10 protein-coding genes are annotated in these 18,722 nt (G+C 62.0%); 1 reads left to right on the top strand and 9 read right to left on the bottom strand.

Annotated elements, in window-relative coordinates:
• Nucleotides 1-252 precede the first annotated feature (252 nt).
• Nucleotides 253-3,450 (bottom strand): efflux RND transporter permease subunit, encoded by a 3,198-nt coding sequence (locus KJA79_RS21685; RefSeq protein WP_213044195.1) that lies wholly within the window; start codon nt 3,448-3,450, stop codon nt 253-255.
• A 12-nt stretch (nt 3,451-3,462) separates the two neighbouring features.
• The gene (locus KJA79_RS21680) at nt 3,463-4,632 is read right to left on the bottom strand and encodes an efflux RND transporter periplasmic adaptor subunit (protein ID WP_213044194.1); all 1,170 of its coding nucleotides are present in this window, start codon (nt 4,630-4,632) and stop codon (nt 3,463-3,465) included.
• 117 nt (nt 4,633-4,749) lie between these two features.
• Between KJA79_RS21680 and KJA79_RS21675 the strand changes: the two genes are divergently transcribed.
• Nucleotides 4,750-5,310, top strand: coding sequence for a MarR family winged helix-turn-helix transcriptional regulator (locus tag KJA79_RS21675; protein ID WP_213044193.1), 561 nt, complete (start codon nt 4,750-4,752; stop codon nt 5,308-5,310).
• A 377-nt stretch (nt 5,311-5,687) separates the two neighbouring features.
• On the opposite strand, the gene KJA79_RS21670 is transcribed toward KJA79_RS21675, so the two are convergent.
• The 7 genes from KJA79_RS21670 to KJA79_RS21640 form a co-directional block, all read right to left on the bottom strand.
• Nucleotides 5,688-5,981, bottom strand: coding sequence for a hypothetical protein (locus KJA79_RS21670; RefSeq protein ID WP_213044192.1), 294 nt, complete (start codon nt 5,979-5,981; stop codon nt 5,688-5,690).
• Nucleotides 5,982-6,094: 113 nt separating this feature from the next.
• Nucleotides 6,095-6,577, bottom strand: a complete 483-nt coding sequence (locus KJA79_RS21665) for a hypothetical protein (protein ID WP_213044191.1) — start codon at nt 6,575-6,577, stop codon at nt 6,095-6,097.
• Nucleotides 6,578-7,432: 855 nt separating this feature from the next.
• Nucleotides 7,433-7,975 carry a hypothetical protein gene (locus KJA79_RS21660; protein ID WP_213044190.1) on the bottom strand — a complete coding sequence of 181 codons (543 nt, stop codon included), beginning with the start codon at nt 7,973-7,975 and terminating at the stop codon, nt 7,433-7,435.
• 52 nt (nt 7,976-8,027) lie between these two features.
• Nucleotides 8,028-9,749 (bottom strand): hypothetical protein, encoded by a 1,722-nt coding sequence (locus tag KJA79_RS21655; protein ID WP_213044189.1) that lies wholly within the window; start codon nt 9,747-9,749, stop codon nt 8,028-8,030.
• A 2-nt stretch (nt 9,750-9,751) separates the two neighbouring features.
• A complete protein-coding gene (locus tag KJA79_RS21650; RefSeq protein ID WP_213044188.1) occupies nt 9,752-15,070 on the bottom strand; it encodes a hypothetical protein in 5,319 nt (1,772 codons plus the stop codon).
• 27 nt (nt 15,071-15,097) lie between these two features.
• Entirely contained in the window at nt 15,098-15,907 is an 810-nt protein-coding gene (locus tag KJA79_RS21645) for a hypothetical protein (protein WP_213044187.1), read from the bottom strand.
• Nucleotides 15,908-15,927: 20 nt separating this feature from the next.
• Nucleotides 15,928-18,540: a hypothetical protein gene (locus tag KJA79_RS21640; protein ID WP_213044186.1), complete on the bottom strand. Its 2,613-nt coding sequence runs from the start codon at nt 18,538-18,540 to the stop codon at nt 15,928-15,930.
• Nucleotides 18,541-18,722: the final 182 nt, after the last annotated feature.

Raw genomic sequence — 18,722 nt, 5'->3', positions numbered from 1 at the left:
GACAGGTGAAGCGGAGTGCAGAGATAAGGGGCGGCTGCATAGTCTTGAAAAGTCAAAAGGGGCGGCGGCCGCTCGGTTGAGTGGTGGGGAGGTTGTGGTGCTCCTTGATCAGTCTCGACATCTGTTCCAATGAGTTCGTCATGCAGAGCCAGGGCGACCAATCGTCGAAGAAAGGTCTCTGTCCTGGTTAAGAGTTGTCTGAGAAGGAGAGCACCATCAGCGGTAGACGCGAAGTATGAGGCAATGGATACATTAACAGGGACGATCGACCTGCCCAGACGCGCCCTCCAACGCTTCGTGCTGCATTGATTCATCGTGCCGGATCAGCTTGCGTCCGGACAGCATACGCAGGCCCACATAAAACACCGGTGTCAGAAACAAGCCGAACAGGGTCACGCCGATCATGCCGGCGAACACGGTGACGCCTGTGGCCGAACGCACCTCCGCGCCGGCCCCGTGAGAGAGCACGAGCGGGATCGTGCCCGCAATGAAGGCGACCGACGTCATCACGATTGGGCGTAACCGCAGGCGGCAGGCTTCGAGTGCCGCCTCGACGATGCCCTTCCCTTGCAACTCCAACTCGCGCGCGAATTCGACGATCAGAATCGCGTTCTTGCACGCCAACCCCATCAAGACAACCAAACCGACCTGCACGAACGTATTGTTGTCGCCGCCGGTGAGTTTCACGCCCGCGAGCGCGCAGAGCATGCACATCGGCACGATCAGGATGACCGCCAGCGGCAAGGTCCACGATTCGTAGAGGGCGGCGAGGACAAGAAAGGCCAGCAAGATGGCCACGGGAAAGACCAGCAGCGCCGCCTTTCCTTGTGACGCTTCCTGAAAGCTCAAATCGGTCCATTCGATGGTCATGCCGTTCGGTAGTACCTTGCCGGCGATGTCGCGAATCGTGTCCATCGCCTGTGCCGACGAGAACTTGGTGGGATCGGCCTCTCCCATGAAATCCGCGGCAGGATAGCCGTTGTAGCGCAGCACGGGATCAGGCCCATACGTTTGGCTGAATTTCACCATTGAACCGATCGGGACCATTTCGCCGCGGTCATTCCGCGTTTTAAGATTCGCGATGTCCTCGACCTTTCCGCGAAAATCGCCGTCGGCTTGCGCATACACGCGCCAGGTGCGGCCGAACAAATTGAAGTCATTGACGTAGGCCGAACCAAGGTAGATCTGCATGGTGGCGAACAGATCCGTCAATGCAATGCCCTGTGTCTTAGTCTTGACGCGGTCCACCTCGGCGTCGAGCTGCGGCACATTGGCCTGATAACCGGAAATCGGGTAGCCCATTCCCGGCGTTTGCATGACGGCTCCCTGCAGGCTGCCGACCGCATTTTGCAGCGCCCCGAAGCCGAGTCCGGCCCGGTCTTCCACGAAGAGCCCATACCCCGCGCCGTTGCCGAGACCGAGAATCGGCGGCGGCATCAACACGAAGGTGATGCCTTCCTTGATGGCGGAGATCTTGTGATTCATCTCCTCGCTGATTTCCTTGGCGCTGCGGTGGCGTTCGTCGAACGGCTTCAAGATGAGAAAGGCGATGCCGTAGTTTGGCGTGTTCGTAAACTGCAGCGGATTCAGGCCTGTCATGGCCACCACGTGGGCGATGCCGTCCACGGTCTTACTGATCGCGACGACTTGCCGCAGCACCGCATCCGTGCGGTCAAGCGAGGCGCCCTCCGGCAGTTTCACCCCGGCCATCAGATACAACTTGTCCTGGGTGGGAATGAAGCCGCGAGGCACCGCTTGGAAAAGCATGCCTGTGACGACCAACAGCAGGGCATACAGGGCAAAGACAGAACCGCGATGTTTCAACGTACGCGAGACGGTACCCTGATACCCGCTGGAACCGGCTTTGAAAAAGCGATTAAAGGACCGGAATACCCAGCCGAAGAGACGTTCGATCAATCGCGAAAGGGCATCCTTCGGTGTGTCGTGGCTTTTGAGGAGTTTCGCGGCCAGGGCCGGCGAAAGGGTCAGTGAATTGATGGCCGAGATGACGGTCGAAATGGCAATCGTCACGGCAAATTGTTTGTAGAACTGGCCGGTCACGCCGCTCAGGAAGGCCATTGGCACGAACACGGCACACAACACGAGCGCGATCGCGACGATCGGGCCCGAGACTTCCTGCATCGCTTGGTGTGCCGCCTGGAGCGGCGTGCGGCCCTCTTCGATGTTGCGTTCGACGTTTTCCACCACCACGATTGCGTCGTCCACCACGATGCCGATCGCGAGGACGAGGCCGAAGAGAGTGAGGGTATTGATCGAAAAACCAAAGAGATACAGCGCGGCAAAGGTGCCGACTACCGAAACAGGCACGGCGATCAGCGGAATGATCGAGGCGCGCCACGTTTGCAGGAAGAGAATGACCACCAGCACGACCAGCAGAATCGCTTCCATCAACGTCTGGACGACGGCCTGGATGGAATCACGCACGAACACTGTGGTGTCGTAGTCCGAGCGGTAGGTGAGGCCGGGGGGAAAGCGTGTCTTGAGTTCTTCCATTTTGGCGATCACGGCATCGCGGACGGTCAGCGCGTTTGCGCCGGGAGCCTGGAAGATGCCGATGGGCGGCGCATCTTGATTATCGAGTTGTCCTCGCAAGGTATAGTCGTTGGCGCCAAGTTCGATACGCGCCACGTCCGAAAGGCGGACGACTTCCCCGCCTGCGCCGATTTTCAACACGACATTGCCGAACTCCTGAGCCGTGCGCAGTCGTCCTTGGGCATTGATGGAAATGAGAAAGTCGGTGTCTTTGGCGATCGGTTCCGCGCCGAGCTGCCCGGCCGAGACTTGGATGTTTTGCTCCCGCACGGCCGCGACGACGTCGCTGGCGGTCATCCCGCGCGAGGCGATCTTGTCGGGGTTGAGCCAGATGCGCATCGCATAGTCGCCGCTGCCGAAAATCTGCACCTGGCCGACACCGGGCAGGCGCGCCAGTTCATCTTTGATTTTGATGTTGGCGTAGTTGCGCAGGTAGAGCGCGTCGTATTTGCCCTCCGGTGACAGGAGCTGCACCATCACCAAGAAGGTGGGCGACTGTTTCTGCGTCGTGACGCCTAGGCTCACCACTTCGGACGGCAGCCGTGAAAGCGCCTGGCTGACACGGTTCTGCACCTGCACTTGGGCCGCATCCGGATCGGTGCCGGGACGGAAGGTGATGGTCATCTGCAACACGCCGTCGGAACCGGCGACCGACTTCATATACATCATGTTCTCGACGCCGTTGATTTGCTCTTCCAGGGGCGTCGACACGGTTTCGGCGATCACCTTGGGGTTGGCGCCCGGATAGATCGCGCGCACGATGACAGCCGGTGGGACGACTTCGGGGTATTCGCTGATCGGAAGAATGGGAATGGCGATCAACCCGGCGGCGAAGATCACAATCGACAGCACCGCGGCGAAGATTGGCCGATCGATGAAAAATTTGGAAAAGTCCATGGCCGGCGCTCCCTACTTCCCGGCCAAGGCTTGGGGAGCGGCTGGCGCCGAGGGCTTGTCCATTGGCACTTCCGCTGGTGCGACCGGCATGCCGGGGTAGAAAACTTTTTGCAGGCCGACCACAACAATACGGTCATCCGGCGCGAGACCGGATTGCACCACGCGCAACCCGTCGACCATGCCTCCCAGCACGACATCTTTGCGTTGCGCCTTTCCCTCTTTGTCGACCGCATACACATATTTGCGATCCTGGTCGGTGAGAATGGCCTTGTCGTCGACCAAGAGGGCCTGGGCCTTCTGGCCGCTGACGAATCGCACTCGTGCGAAGAGGCCTGGGGTAAAGATGCGGTCGGGATTGGGCAACACGGCGCGGGCGCGCACGGTGCCGAGGGTGGGATTCACCTGGGTGTCGAGAAAATCGACCCTGCCGCTATGTGGATAGCCGGTTTCGTTGGCGAGGCCGACGTGGACGGCATTGTCCTGCGCGCTGCGCTCGTTCTTGCGTTCCTGCTCTCTGTAGCGCAAGTAGCTGTCTTCGTCGGCATCAAAATAGACGTACATCGGGTCTTGCGATACCACCGTCGTCAGCAGGGTGTCGTCGGCGGTTGCGAGATTGCCGACGGTCACCAATGCCCGGCTTGCCCGTCCAGAGACCGGGGCTCGTACCTCGGTGAAGGACAGGTTGAGCTTGGCGGTGGCCACCGCAGCCTCGGCAGCGTGGACGTCCGCCGCGCTTTGCGCCTGCGCGGCACGCCGCAAGTCGAGTTCTTCGTGCGAGATCGCGTTATCGGTGATCAAGGCCTGGGCGCGCTTGTTGCGGATGGTCTCCAACTGTTGCGCCACGCGCGCCCGTGCCAGTTGGGCCTGAGCATTTTCCAAGGCAGCGCGGTAGGGACGGGGGTCGATCAGGAACATCAGATCGCCCTGTTTCACATCCTGGCCTTCCTTGTAGGCGACTTTCTGCACGTAGCCGCTGGCGCGTGGTCGTAACTCGACCGTGTCGATGGCGCTGATGCGGCCCGTATATTCGTCCCATTGTTGCACCGGCTTGGAGATCACCTGTGCGACCCCGACCTCAGGGGGCGGAGGCGCCTGACCGCCGCTGCTGGCCTGTTCGTTGTTGCAGCCCGCCGCCGCCAGCAGCACTGCCAGCAGGCATGACGTATATCGGATAGAGCGCATGATGTACCTGTTGGAATATCGATGGTGAACGATGACTGTCAGCGTAAGAATTCATCGGGTGTTGTGCCTCACCCCTTGTCGTGCAGTATCCGGCACGCTTCGAAACATAGTCAATATATGAATGATGCAGTTATGAATAATTTAGGATTGAAAGGTGTCGCGTTGTTGAAGTACCGTGTCTGTACGATGAAACGTGTCACAGTTGCCCCGCGAGTCAGGGCTAAGAAAGCGGCTTGCGTCTCGCCGTGTATCTCCACGTTGCCCCGGCACCGGTTGGTTGAGCTCTTATGGAGCTTTGCCCCGGCCTATCAGCGGTGGTCGGAATCGCTCTTGGTGGAGAAAGGGTTGTCTCCGCAGCGGTTACGCATTCTCGGCTTGATTCATGAACGCGGGCCTAGGATCATGAGCGACCTGAAGAAGGAGCTTGGCGTCACGGCGACGAACGTGACGGCGCTGGTCGATTCGCTGGAGAAAGACGGACTGGTCGTGCGGAGGCGACATCCCACGGATCGCCGGGCCACCGTCATCGAACTCTCGGACAACGTCATGACCGAGCTCTCGCCCCGTTGTACGGAATACAAAGAGCAGGTGGCGGAACTGTTTTCAGAACTGAGCGAGCAGGAATGCAAGGCGTTCGTCAAAACGCTGGAGAAGCTCTGGAGTCGGTTGCAGGGGTAGAGGACAGTCGTAGGAAAGGTCTTTTGCAGACGCCTCGGCAGCTTTCAGGACGGTTCGCGGTAGCTTCGGCTGGGCCACTTGGACTCAGCTTTGCGGTACGGGCGGGCCGGCGGTTTGCGTATCACGAGGCGCTTGAAGAGGATTGCCAGGGTCGCGAGCGACAAGGCTGTGAACAGACGAGCGAGCATGTCTCACGATATCGCCCTGCGACGAGAGTGTCAAACACACGTTGGTTCAGACTGTTGGTGATCAAACAGTGGGAACGTAGAATCCTGCACTTGTGAGAAGTTGGTGTTGCCAGGATCCGGTTCCGGCGCTGGATGGTTTCCGGAACTCCTGACCAATCTGGTGACGGGATCATCATCGAGGGAGAACCACTAGCATTTGTCCGCTCGGCTATGCGTCGAAGGAGTGATGCGAATCCCGCGGGCGTCCACATACACCCTCTTCCCCAGCTGCTGCTTGATGGCAGGGAGAATTGTTTCTTGCATCAGGCCTTGGAGCGTGACGAGCGTGGTGTCGTCAAAATAGTTCCTTGAGAATTCTAGTTCTGCTTGACACCGGCCATTGCTAAACAGAAAGCGTTTGGGGACCACTTTCAGCCTGATGTCTTGATAGCCGGCTGACTCCAGTGCCTCAATGATGGCTTCGTTCTTCGTCCGACCTGACATCGGGTCGTTCTTCTCTCAGCATATCCGTGATTTCAGTCAGGGGCGATTTGCCGATGGTTCGGTCGTCGAGTAATTGAGAGCGAGCTTGGACTTCATCGTGGGGATGTCGTCGCTCACATGTGCTGAATTGAAGGAGAGGAAGCCCATAGAGAAAGCCGGGAATCGGGTATCTGTACTGCGACCATGGTTCGAGCTGCAGCCTTAAGCCTATCGAATTCATCGTACAGCGTGTCTTCCTCTCGACGTATGCGTGTCTGTAGCAGAAAGAGGATGTTGCCGATGTCCTGTGTCGGTTGCTGGTGCGTGTCACCGTGGTGGCACTGCTCAAGAAAGCGCATCACCTCTTTCGAGACGCCTGCCATATCTTTCGCAAGGAAGTCCAACGTGCGCTTCAGGTCCGCATTGTATTCGGCAGCTTCGAACAAGACCGGGTACAAGTGCGTGTCTTCCAATTTGAAGTGCGCCACGAGGTGTGTTTTCGCCGCCCTCAGTTTCCTCTGCGCTTGCAGTTTTTCAACACCAATCCACTGCGCCGCTTCCAACAAGTTCGAGATGAATAAATGCTGTAGCTTCAGTGTCGACGTTAAATTGGTCATGAGAATTCTCACTCCCTCGTTTTGTATCTGGCCCAGCCGACGTAGGGTCCAGCGGGACTCAGTGGCCAAATGGCGATGTAGACATCGCGGTCCTGACCGTCATTCACAGAGGTCACGCCTCGCGGTTGGTTCACGGCGATGCCGGAGGATGCGGGCGCGGATTCATCTGAAGAGGGCGTCAATCTGAAGGAACGGCGGATGAGATCTGAACAGGAAATGCCGGCCAGACAGCCGGCGACAAGGACCAGGCCGGCGATCCCTACGGACCTGAGGAGTCTGAAGTCGAGTGTCATCATCGTGTCTTTGTAACCGTAGCACTGATCTGAGAAATGTCTGTAGGCATGAGTAGGATAGAGACCTGGGGAAATCCATGGGGGCGTAGGTTTTTGGCTGACAGATTTATTCCTGCGAGGTGTTTTCGGGGCCGTAACATTTGGAGGAGGATGTTGATCGATTAGCAAAGGTGGCAGGATTGCACGAATCTTTTTTCCTGCTGGGACAAGATGCTGACTGACCGTTTGTAATGCGCCTCGGGGAAAAAGGAGAAAGCCCGTGACATCAAAGAGCGGTAGGACCTCTGTTTAAGATTCTTTCGTTCTTTGGGTGGGGGCGTCCAGGTCTGTATAAGGCGAGAGAACTGTCTAAATGCCGTCACAAGGTTTTACTGTTATCGAGCTTGCCAGCATTTAGCCTTGCGATTTTTTGCATTAGGAGCCACTCTTTGCTTTTCTTCAAGTCGCGCGAGATGATGACCAGTTTGGTATTCTGCCCCAATTGGAAATCACGAAAGGCCGCATTCGTCGGTCTTTGATCAACCTTGAAGTACAGCACATACCGGCCTAGGTAAATCCGATACTAGTTTAGACCATCATACGTCTCTCGAAAGTGATCCATAAACACGGGGCCAAATTCTTCATCGATCCATTTCACAATCACCACAGAATAATCTTCTGGTGCACCAGGGGTAGCGCTCAGCAAGAGATGTCTGACTCTAGCCTCATGCGGACCTAGCTGGACTTTTTTGAATTCCGGAAATGTTGATGCGTGTACACGCCAGAGAATAGATAGTGCGAAGAGTTTCAGCGTCGGGTAGTCATAGTTCGCCAATGTCCAACCGAGCATATTTTCTGTTTGCGGAAACGGCTGGAAAGCGGGTTCACTTTTTAGAAGCAATCGAGTTCCGTAGTCGTCCAAAAGTTGAAAAGTGCGTTCGCCTTCTTCTGTGACCATAGTCTTGTCGTACAGACCGACGGGAATCTTCTTTGGGAAGACATTGGTCGCATTGGTGACTGACTTGTACGGTCCGGCATCACTCTCTCCAAGTTCGCAGAATGCTCTTGGCAGCACATGTGCCTTCACTGCCTTACCAGTCGTCCCAGTGAGCTTGCAAGTGATCATGGCGATCAGGCCAGGGAACCGAAAGAGATCTCACGGAATCCTTAATTAGGGACTAAGCTAACTTGTCCCTCTTCCCCACCACATCGAATTGCAGTCCGCTTGAGCCTTCCCCTCTGTCTGGTCTCTTGCGTCGGCCGATCCACAGATGCGTCGAGCCGTCGATCCAGCGCGCATATTGATAGGTCCTGGTGACGCGCGCGCCTTCGCGGGGAACTTCCTCCTCGAACAGCAAGAGTTCTCGGTCGGGTTCGAGGAGTCGTCCCTTTGGACGGTGCACCCCCTGAATGCCGCCCTCGCCGAATGCCGGGAGTACTCCACGCTTGAGTCGCAAGGCATTGCCGTCCTTGACCGGGAGCAACGGAATCCAATAGTCGGGTACCGTCGTGCCGAGCCTGTAGATCAATGGATCGCCTTCACTGCCGGCGGCTGGTGGGGCCGGCTGCGCCGCCAACGTCTCTTGATAGGCTTCATGACGATCCAACGGCCGACCAGCGGCGCTTTCAACGACCCGCTCGACGGCCCAGGCCACGTTGGCCATTTCATCCCTTAACAACGACACGTCCTCCACCGGCTGACTTTCCAGCAGCGGGCCCAGCACCGGCGGCAGGAAGAACAATTTCAGGGTATCGTTCGTCAGATTGAACATGCGCCAGGGCGACGTGGGGCCATCCACTTCGGTCGTGTGGGAAATGAGGAACCGTTCGCCGAACGTGTTGGTGACGACGAGCGCGCGGACCTGTGAGACGGTGCCGACGGGAAGTTCGAGCGGCAGCAGGAACCAATCGTTGCTGTATTCCAGTGCGAACTTCACGAGCAGCAATCGCGCCAGGTCCTGTGGCGCGGCCTGGACGCTCGCAAAATTCACCGCGCCGTCCTCGAATTCCCACAAGCGGGCTGAGGGCATGCCGCGAAAGGAGACCGGCGCGGGGAGAAAGGCCTCTGTCAGCGATGTGCGGCTTTCGGTAGCGCCCAGACTGTTTCCTGAACTGGTCGTGAACGAGAACCAGTCCAGTCGCCCATCCAGATATTCCGGCGCCGTCAGCACTACTTCGCTCGATGTCGTCTTGGCGGAGACACTGAGGGCGTATTCCATCCGTTCAGGAATCCAGGCGGAAGGGGCGGCGCCCTGTTGGAACAGACCGTCCAGCCAAGTCAGCCAGGCGGTGAGAGTGGCGAGCAATTTGGGGCGGTCCACCTCGGTCACCTGGTCGAACGGCGATTCGCGAAACACGTCATTCAACGTGTTCGCGGCCTGCAGCACTCTCAGGCGCGCGGCGAACCGTAGCCCATCGACGGTGCGGCCGGCCAGTACGCGGATGAATGACAGGCTTGCCGCGTCGATCTGCTTGACCTGCTCAGCAGTTGGAGCCGCCAGGACGTAGCTGCTCGCTAACCACTGGGCGCGGGTGGGGCCGAGCCGGGCCGTCTCCAGCAGCCGCAGCAGATGCCGCCCTGATTCGGCCGCCAGCCGCCAGTTGGGGCGCGAGTCGCCCGTCACTGGTTCCGCTTCAACCAGGGTTTCCAACGCCAAGGCGGCGGCTGCGTAAGGTCTTGCAGGATGCGGGCCGGAACGTGGGCCCGGTTGATAACGAGTGACGGCGGCCGTGTCCACGATCACCTGCGCGGCGGCTGGCGATCCGGCATCCGCCCCGTTGAACTCGCCGAACTGCCATTGGCGTCCCAGCATCCAGAGCGGATCGTGGATGCGCGCTTGCAACCCGTCTTGCAAGTCGGGGTTGTGGGTGCTGAGGTCGAGTCTGATTCGGGAGGGCATGGTTATGCTCCTATCGCTGGGTCGATCACGCTGGTGAAGTCGAGGCTGCCGCCGGTAAACAGCAGCGCCGGTGCCGATGGGTCCTGCTCTCCGGAACCAACCGGCTGCAACGCGCGTTTGCCGGCGCGATCCCACGTGGCCGTGCCGTCGAACAGGGTGAAGGCCATGCCGTCCACGATCCGTCCCTCGAGCCCCACGGTTGCGGCAGGCACTTCGAGACGCACCCACCGGCCTGGCGGCGGCAGGGGCCCCATGTACTGGCGACTGACCGTATTGTCGGTGCCCCATGGAATGAGGTTCTCACCCCAGTAAGCGCGATGATCCCAACTGCCGTCATGCCATTGCAACATGACCTGTCGCGGCATCCGCGCGGGATCGAGATAGATGTGGGAGAAGAGGCGGTCTCCCACGCTGACGAACAACGCGGCCTTGGCACCTTGGAAATAATGTTGGTGCATCCCGGCGGCGACCACCGATTGATGGGCGCGTGTCCCGGAGAGCGGTTCCGGTTTCATACGAATCCAGGTCCAGGTCTCGCCGTCTCCCAATGGTGTGGCGCCTTCCGGTAGTTGATCTTCCACCCAGATCAATTCATCCCCGCTGTCGGGTGCCACGGCGCGGAGTCTGGCCAAGTCCATCGTCTCCTGCAGGACGGCTTCAAGGCTGTTCAGGTCCCACGTTGCCCGCCGGTCCGCCGGAACGGCGAGCAGCAACGCCTGCGGGGGTGCGTTGTTGGGTTGATCGTAGTGAAAGGTCACACCCGTCGTTTCGTTGGGGCTCGGCACGGTCTCCACCCATTCGTCGATCAAGAGACCGGCGAAGGGTTGATCGAAACGGAGCGGTTGTGCCGAAGATATCTGCGCGACGAGGGAGAGGCGTCCGCGTGGAAACGGTTGGTCCGGTGCTGGCAGGAGGGCGACCCAGCGATCCTGCGCCTGATAGGGGAGTTGTCCGACCTGAAAACGGAGCGCGGCACTGCCAACGGTTTCGGCGTACAGCATGGCTTCGTTCAAGCGCGTCGCGCCAGGCCTCACATAGGCGGCACGCTGGAACCAGGTGACGGCGGCCATCGGATCTTGCCCTTGGAGCGAGAGGCCGGCGGCGAACGTCTCGTTCAGTTGAGCGGCATTGGCTGCGGTCATTCGGGGCAGCGCCAGGAAATCTTGGCCGAAGATGATGCGGAATCGAGCCAGGTCGTGATCGCGCCGTTCCTCCGGCGTGGCATTCGCGCGCACAAAGCCCTGGTCCGATTCGGCGATACGGTCTACGCGCCGTTGGGCTTCGAGCACCACAGACCGCGCCTGAGTCAGGAGCATCGATCGCGCTTCCGGTCCCGTGCCGCCAATGTCCATCGGAACTGCGCTCGGTATGCCGAAGCTTGCCAAGCTGAAGAGGGCGCGGCGAACCTCGTCGAGGTCGGCAGTCAGGTCATCCGAAGAGGGCGGCGGCAGGAGGCTGTTGAGCCTAGCGCGCGCATCGGTTAAAGCTTGCGACGCGCGGCTCGCGCGGCCGGCGAACTCGTCATGGTTGAGCCCGGAGTCGGCAGGCGATTCGGGCAATGACAGATCGCGGCCGTCGAGCGAGCGGGCGTTGCTGAGCAGTCGGCGCAGCGTGGTCGCGACCTCGCACCATTCGCTCACACTGACGATCTCCGCAGCCCATCCATGGTCGCGGCCGAACTGCAGTCGAATGATCGCATCCGGCGGGACGGTCGCGGGACGGGTCTGCTGCAGCACGAATCGCCAACGTTGCTCCAGCTCTGCCTGCTGCGCCCGGGTGTTGCCCTCAGCCAGGTAGACGGCATCCAGCGGCGTCAGTCCAAGCGAGGTCAGCGCGCTTTCAATGGTCTGATAGACCTGTCCGCTCTGCTCATGGACGTAGTCCGCCTTGCAACGGACCTGGGCCGGGTTCGGGAGTAACGTTGCGACCCAGGCAGTGAGAATCGGTTCGGCCTGGGCGCGTGCCGATGGGCTATTCGTCGGCCAGCCGGGCGGTGCCGTGCTGTCGGTCGCGGGGAACAGCGTGCAGAGGCGATGGGTCAGCCCGATGCCGCTCCTCGGCGTGCGGATCACGTCCAGCTCCGGCGGCGGTACTTCACCAGCAGCGATGGCATCCAACGTGGCGCCGGAGCGCAGCGGATTGCCTTGCACGAGCTGATACACACTCTCGGCTACGACACTGTCACCCACGGAGTCGACTAGATCGTCGAGTGCCTTCAGCGCCTCCACCAGCGCCGTGAAGTCCGCGCTGCCGGGCGGTGGAAACCCCAAGGTCGCGTTGCCGAACGGCACGGTGGTGACATCCCAGGGCGTTTGTGGGGCTTGGCGTTGCTGGCTCGCGGTCCATCGCCGGTGCAGGGCCAGCCCATCGACGACGGCGGCAGCCGGCAGCGACTTCAGTGCCTCATTCCATTGCGCGGCGAGGCGAGTTGTGAGTGCGGCTCTCGCGGCGATGAGGTCGGCCATGGCCTTGCCACGTTGCCCTCCTTCCTTCGCGAGCGCTTGACGGTCGAGTTCTGCGGCGAGGGTCTCTTGTCGTGCGGCCATCTGTTGCGCGGCGGGAATGGAATCCGGATCGGCAGCGTTGAGCAATTTGGCCTGGGCCCGTTCCGCGAGGAGGCGTGAGCTATCGCGTGCGCTGACGAGCTGCTGTGCGGCGGCGGCCTGAGCCAGGGCGGTGGCATGGGTCTGGGTCAGCTGTTCCACGCGGTTGTCCCACTCATCCAAGTCCCGCGCTTCCAATAATTGGACGGCATAACGCCGCACGGTCGGTTGGATCACCTTGCCCTGCGGTTTCGCCGCCTGTTGTTGCGCCAGTACCTGGGCTGCCTGCGCCACCTGTGCCTGCGCGGCCTGCGCCTGTTGCGCGAGCGTGGCGATCGTCCCCAACTCGGCGCGATAGGTCTCCGCGCGGCGCTCCCGTTCGGTCTTCAAGCCGCGGGCATCTTCAGCCCGGCGCTGGGCCTGGTCACGTTGCGACGTCAGCAGGGTCACCTCTTTCGCTACTCGTTCAGCTCGCGTGAGGGTGTCGCGGATGTCGGCGAAGCGGTCGGTGGCGGTGAAGCTGGTGAGGGCGCGGAATCGTTGGATGTAGCGGTCCAGGCCGCGATCGTGGAGATGGCGTTCGAATCGATAGCCGAGCAGGGCGGTCAGGGACTGACCTTGGCGTACGCCGTCGAGCAGCCACTTGGCGCGATGGACCCGTTCAGACGACAGGTCGACGGCAAAGGGGGAGGTGCCGGATGCGCGATTCGATTCCTGCGAGAGGTAGCCGCTCCGTAGCACGGCAGCGGCTGCCGCATGCCCCAGTGAGGGAGCGTGGACGAAGCCCTTGTTTTGTGCCGAGCGCACGAGCGGTGCAGGGACACCGGCCGGAAGTGCCGGGACCGGTTGCAGCGGTGCCGCGCGCCGGACCTGTTCGACCCAGCCGTAGGCGCCGAGCCTGATGCCGGTGGGTGCCGTCTGCCGCATCACCGCCAGCCGTCGTGTCGCCAGCGAAGTGCCCCACGCGTCGATTCGATAGGTCAGCAGATCCATCACCTCCGCGAGCAACTGTTGCCGAACCGGTTCGGGCAGGGTGGTCAATTCGTCCCAGGCCGGTTCGTGCGGCGACGAGAGTGCGCGAGTCAGCAACAACGTCCGGAAGGCCGGGGAGAGGAGCCGTTGCGGGACAGGCGGTTGCTGCGTGGAGATCTCCGGAAATTCGCGCAAGGTGTAGCGAAAGGCGTTCGCTTCCTGCGCCAGGAGCACAACGGGGTTGGACTCTACCGTGGTCTGGAGGGCCTGTGGTACTTGCCGGCGTCGTGTCAGTCGTTGAGCGCGCCACCAGGTCGCTAGAACCTTGTCCTGGTCCTGATCGGTCGTCGAGGTCCAGCGGTCGAGTGCCGCCACCGGCAGCAGGCCGTAGGGTTGGCTATCGATACGCAAGACCGGCAGTGGTCCACGAGCACGGACGTACTTTGTGAAGTGGTCACGCAGCATATCCGCTCCGGCTGCGCCGAGCAGTTGCCGTAAGAGCGGACTGTCGCAGAGCGCGAGCAGGGCCGCCTGCATGAGGGAAGCCCGGCGCTGTTCCGCTCCGTCGGCGCCGCGGACATGCGCGAAGAGGGCCGCCGGTAGGCCCAGGGTTTGCGCCAGGAGCTCGCCGTCGGAGCCAGGACGGATGAGCGAGGAACCCAGTTCGACGCCCATGCTGTCGGCCGCATCACGCCCGGTCGAGCGATACCCGGCGGAGGCTTCCGCCGTGTTGTTCGTCGGCACCTGTTGCTCCACGAGCGCCAGGCTGCCGGTGTAATGGTGGGCGTTGAACAGTTCGACCAGCCGGCCGGCTGTGGTCGGGGCGTCCCATGACGCCTTGAGGCCCAGCACCACGATCCGATCGAATCCCGCCTTGGCGTCTTCCTCCGTGATGGGAATACGAAGTCCCATGCCGATGGATTCAGCGGTGTCGAAATCGGTGATCCACTTCATGCCCTCATCGACAGGCGGCAACCCATTGCTGCCGAGCGGTCCTGTGCTGCCTGGGTCAGGTCCGACCGCCACGGTCTCTGGGATTGCCTTGCCCCAGGCGGTGACACGCACTGCATCGCCGCGATAGCCGACGGCGACCCAGCGATCAGGCAGAACTTGCGTGTGGGGCGCGCGGGTCCAACTGTCGTTGCGACGCGAGACCGTTCGGCCTTGAGCGGGGTCGAGCACATGGGCAATCCAGGCGGCGCGGGTGGTGCCGAATTGTTCGGTGAGCCGTTGCCAACCCTGCCTGACGTGCTCCTGCCGGTCTGGGCCTGTCGGCGCGGCGGCGACATGGGCCCAAAACTCTTTGCCGCGGCGTTCTTCTTCTTCCGTGAAAGCCGGTTCGTGGCTGTCGAGATGGATGTCGTCGGGATAAACGCGCAATAGAAGGTCGGTGCCCGGCCCTGTCCGTCTCGCGGCAAACCTGGTTTCTACACGGACGGGAAACAGCAACAATGGATGGGTCGTGGCGACCGTACCGCTGAGGCGATCCGTGCCAAGCAGTCTGGCCGTTGCGGCATCGCGTGCGGCTCGGTGCTCATCGACTTGCGCGGATAGGGCCGCGACCTCGGCCCGTTTGCGAGTCACCGTCTCCTGCGTGGCCGTGATTTGGGCGTTGACCCGAGCCAATTCGGCCTGGTGGAGCGCCCGTTGCCTGATGAGCAGGGCGGCCCGCCGTTGCGCAGCCTGGGCCCTCGCGACGGCCCGATCGTGGGCCACCTGTAGTTGCCTGAGTTTGGTCGCCCATGCCCGGAGGAGTGCCGGGGGTACCCGTTCGGGAATATCTGGTCCTTCAGAGATCGGTCTCACGTGGCTGATCCTTTCCCTAACTGAAACCTACGGCCCATCCTGCAAATGCGTGCTGACTTCGGCTTCGGCCGACGCCAGCGCCTGCTGGGCTGCGGTCGCCTGCGCCTCCGCTTCCGGAATTTGTCTGGCGAGGTCGGCGAGCAGCGTCGTCAATTCGTTGCGTCTGGTGATCACGCGTGCGAGGAGCGTCTCGGCGTCCTCCAACTCGAACCGCGCCGTCAGAAGAGAATCTTCCAGCGTTGCCGTGCGGGCCGACAGGTCTGCCGCCACCTGTTGTAGGGCCTCTCTCGCCAGCGGGTCGCGTGTGATCTCTGCGTTCATGCGCTCGATCTCGGCGAGCTTCGCTTGGAGCTCCTGACGGCGGGGTTGGAGGGCGGCGATCGCGGTCTGGGAGGCTTGCACCGCAGCGGTAGCCGCCGCAACCTGGACATCTGCGGCCCGTACTTGCGCCTGGGCTTGCGCCACGCTCTGCTGTGCGACAGTCACCTTCGCATGGGCCGCGGTCGCGGCGGTCTGGGCTAGGGCGAGTTGTTTTCTGAGCGCGGCCAGGCGCGCTCTCCAGGCAGCCGGGGGAATGCCTTGCGGCGGTTCCGACGCATCGAGCAGATCCTGTTGTGCCTCCGCGACCTGAGCGTCTGCCGCGGCGGCGGCTGCCTGCAGCGGCGGAATGCGGGCTTGGGCCTGGGCCACGCCGTTCAGCGCGTTGGCGCGCTGAGTTTGCACCGCCGTCACCGCCTGCTGTTGGGTGGTGAGTTGTGTCGTCAACGTTGTCTGTTGCGCGGCCAAGGCCTGCAGGGCCGTCTGGAGTCGCGCGGTCTCTTGTTCAAAGTAGGGCATGATCTCGTCTCTTTCCGCTGCTACTGCCGGGCCGGCAGCCAGGTTCTCGCATGGACCGCCACGCGGAAGGGCGGCTGTCTGGTAATGGTGGCCATCTGCGCCGAGTTTTTTCCCCAGGGAATCTGATCGACCACAGTGTTCTTGAGCAGACCGTCGATCGGCACATAGACAATCTGTTTGAGCGCGGCTTCGTCCGGCGCCAGGTGCCCCCAGGTGAGGTCGCGCCAATGGGCAGGCGTGCCGCCATAGGTCGTGGCGACATCCAGGCCGAATCGAGGTTCCGTCGGCTGCTCCTGCAGCACGAAGAACCAGCCCGGGTGTCCTCCGGCCTTGTTGTCGGCTCCACGAACGTCCGTTTCGGTCAGCGGAAACCCCAGCATGGTGATATCGGGCGCCTGCGTGGCGCGGAAAATCGGATAGCGTTCCGTCGTACCCAGTTCACGCCTCGTGCCGTCCGCAGACCAGACGCTTTCCAGTGCATAGACCATGGCGCGTGGGTAACGCCGCAGGAGGTCGCCGCGAATGAGGAGCACCATCTGGCCGACCGCCGAGCCACGCGCGCTGTGGGAACCGAGGCGGCTGTCCATCGGCCAGGAAGTGATTCGCGTGATGTCGAAGCGGGACTCCCGCTCTGCGTCGGTGGCGGGCAGTTCCTCGCCGGCTGCGTCCCAGAATTGCCGGAAGTAGGTGCCTCGTTGATCGGTCGGAAACCCTCGCCAGAGGAGTTCGCGGCTCATCTCGTGGTTGAGTCCGACCATGTAGGCTTCGATCAGCTCGGGATTCGTCTTCAGGAGCGCAATGGTGTTCGACGGCACCTGGTCCATGCCGGGCAACAGCAGGTCCGGTGCGTAGTCGCGCAATGGTTCGTACATCGGCTGGGGGAAAGTCGGCGCGAAGGTCGTCAGCTCCGTATTCTCGACGGTAGGCATCGACTGTTTCACCGCCGCCAACACCGCCTCCTTCGGGGCCAGGCGCCGCAGCACGTCCGCCTTCAGCTCCGACCACTCGCGCAGCGCCGGGGCCTGCCGCTGCTTGGTCGCGATGGCAAATTGCATGAGCGGGCGAAACGCCTGTCCTGCCGTCGAGGCGGGCGAGTTGGCGGGGAGCCGAAGCGCGTCGAATGTGGCGGCGTGGGACGTAATCGGCCCATTCATCCGGGTCAGACGACGGAAGGCGCCGGTCACGGCCGGATGGCCGGACAACAGCTTGTCGGTGGCAGTCGGCGGCGTCGCGGGGGACGTGGCGATGCCCGTCAATGCTTGCAGCGCGGGCCCCGTGAGTTGCAGCAGTCTCGCCGGGTCGAGCGCGGCGAAATGTTTCTTCGAGAGACTGTCGCCGACGGCCTCCGCCAGCTGCGCGCGCTTGAGCCGCTGTCGATCCCGCCGTTCCTGTTCCAATTGATCCCAGGCCGAGGCCATCAACGGCTCCTGTTCGTTGCGGATCACCATGGTGCCGATACCGGCGGCGATGCGGTGGCGCGGATCCAGATTCAGATCGCGGAACCAGTGCGGCGGCTGGTCGGCGGGCGGTAGGCTGTCTCGATCTACGTACCATTGCCCATAAAGAGGCGGGCCGAGGAGTGCTGGGGCTCCGCTCGTACCGGCCATCGCTGCCGGCGCGTTGAGGATGGCGCCGAGGGCCAGTTGGAATGCCTTGCGCGGTTGGTCAGGCCAGTCACGCGGCTGGGTCTCGGGAGTCAGAAGGGCTCCACCTAGATCCAACAGGCTGCCCGGTGCGCCAGGCGGCAACGTCGGCATGCCCCAGCCGGGAGTCCGGATGTCTACCGGCCGCAAGCCCACGCTGGACGGAAGGGGCTGAGCTTTCAATCGGCGTGCGAGCGATTCGAAGTCTCCCGCGAGGCCGGTTCGAAACTCCCACTGGAAAAACACCGGCAGCGTGACCGGTCCGGCCGCAGTGTTCTTCGACCAAGCCGGTTTCAAGGCCTGTTCGTCTTCCGGCGTGATCGGCTCGCCGAGACCGGCTTTCCTACCCACCTCGTAGGTCGGCACGAGGCAGGCGTAGTAGGGCGTATTGGGATCGAGGCGCCGGGGCACCAGCAGCCGCGAGAGCGTGCGTTCAGGATGGTCGTTGAGGATCTGTTGCAACGTGGCGCGCGGTGAAGGATCGGGCGTCGAGCGTTGTTCCGCCACGATCTGGGCATGGGCCCAGGCCCAGGACTGGTCGAGGTCGGGTAAGTCTTCCAGGGCGCAGGTGAGCGCGGGCAAAGGCCGCTGCTGGTTGGTCTTGAGCGTGGCCCGTTCCTTGGGAACGACGATCAAACAGATCCATGGCCGGAGGCGTCGCGCGCTGTCGGCCGCCGCCGGGGTGAAGAGCCATGGGAAGTCGGGCCGATCGAACTCGATGGTCGGAAAATAGTTCGGCTCGAAGTCGGTCATGTGGGCATGCGGTTCGGTGCGAATGATCTCGCGCGCGTCGAGGCCGGTGATGTCGCCGGGACCATAGAGTTGCACGTTGACGTCGATGGGCGCGCGGTCGTTCACCCGGAGGCGGACGGGGAGGGCAAGGCGTCCTGCTGTGGCCGGGCCGGAAGCGCCGGGACCGGAGAGGCTCGCGAGGAGTCCTTGGCGAAGCCAGGAGTAGAAGCGATAGGTGGCTGCGGTCGGTTCAGGCATGATGTGTCATCCCAATTGAATTATGTCGTGACTGCTGTGGTCCGTCGCCGTCGGCGCGCCGGGGCCTGGCCGGCGGCGCCGAAGGGGGCGACCCGGGCCAACACCGCCGCCGAGAGCACATAGCCCGGCGTGGGCCGCTCCGGCGGCCGGGTCGGATCCAGCCACACCGTCTCAGAGGCAAT

The sequence above is a fragment of the Nitrospira defluvii genome, from assembly GCF_905220995.1.
Taxonomy (GTDB): Bacteria; Nitrospirota; Nitrospiria; order Nitrospirales; family Nitrospiraceae; genus Nitrospira_A; species Nitrospira_A defluvii_C.
The sequence above is the reverse complement of the archived record's forward strand: the minus strand, read 5'-3'. Positions and strand labels throughout refer to the sequence as shown.

What these genes read in the sequence shown, in the direction of transcription:
- KJA79_RS21670 (WP_213044192.1), bottom strand. Translation starts at nt 5,981, where the DNA reads ATGTCAGGTCGGACGAAGAACGAAGCCATCATTGAGGCACTGGAGTCA.
- KJA79_RS21680 (WP_213044194.1), bottom strand. Translation starts at nt 4,632, where the DNA reads ATGCGCTCTATCCGATATACGTCATGCCTGCTGGCAGTGCTGCTGGCG.
- KJA79_RS21655 (WP_213044189.1), bottom strand. Translation starts at nt 9,749, where the DNA reads ATGCCCTCCCGAATCAGACTCGACCTCAGCACCCACAACCCCGACTTG.
- KJA79_RS21660 (WP_213044190.1), bottom strand. Translation starts at nt 7,975, where the DNA reads ATGATCACTTGCAAGCTCACTGGGACGACTGGTAAGGCAGTGAAGGCA.
- KJA79_RS21675 (WP_213044193.1), top strand. Translation starts at nt 4,750, where the DNA reads ATGAATGATGCAGTTATGAATAATTTAGGATTGAAAGGTGTCGCGTTG.
- KJA79_RS21685 (WP_213044195.1), bottom strand. Translation starts at nt 3,450, where the DNA reads ATGGACTTTTCCAAATTTTTCATCGATCGGCCAATCTTCGCCGCGGTG.
- KJA79_RS21640 (WP_213044186.1), bottom strand. Translation starts at nt 18,540, where the DNA reads ATGCCTGAACCGACCGCAGCCACCTATCGCTTCTACTCCTGGCTTCGC.
- KJA79_RS21645 (WP_213044187.1), bottom strand. Translation starts at nt 15,907, where the DNA reads ATGCCCTACTTTGAACAAGAGACCGCGCGACTCCAGACGGCCCTGCAG.
- KJA79_RS21665 (WP_213044191.1), bottom strand. Translation starts at nt 6,577, where the DNA reads ATGACCAATTTAACGTCGACACTGAAGCTACAGCATTTATTCATCTCG.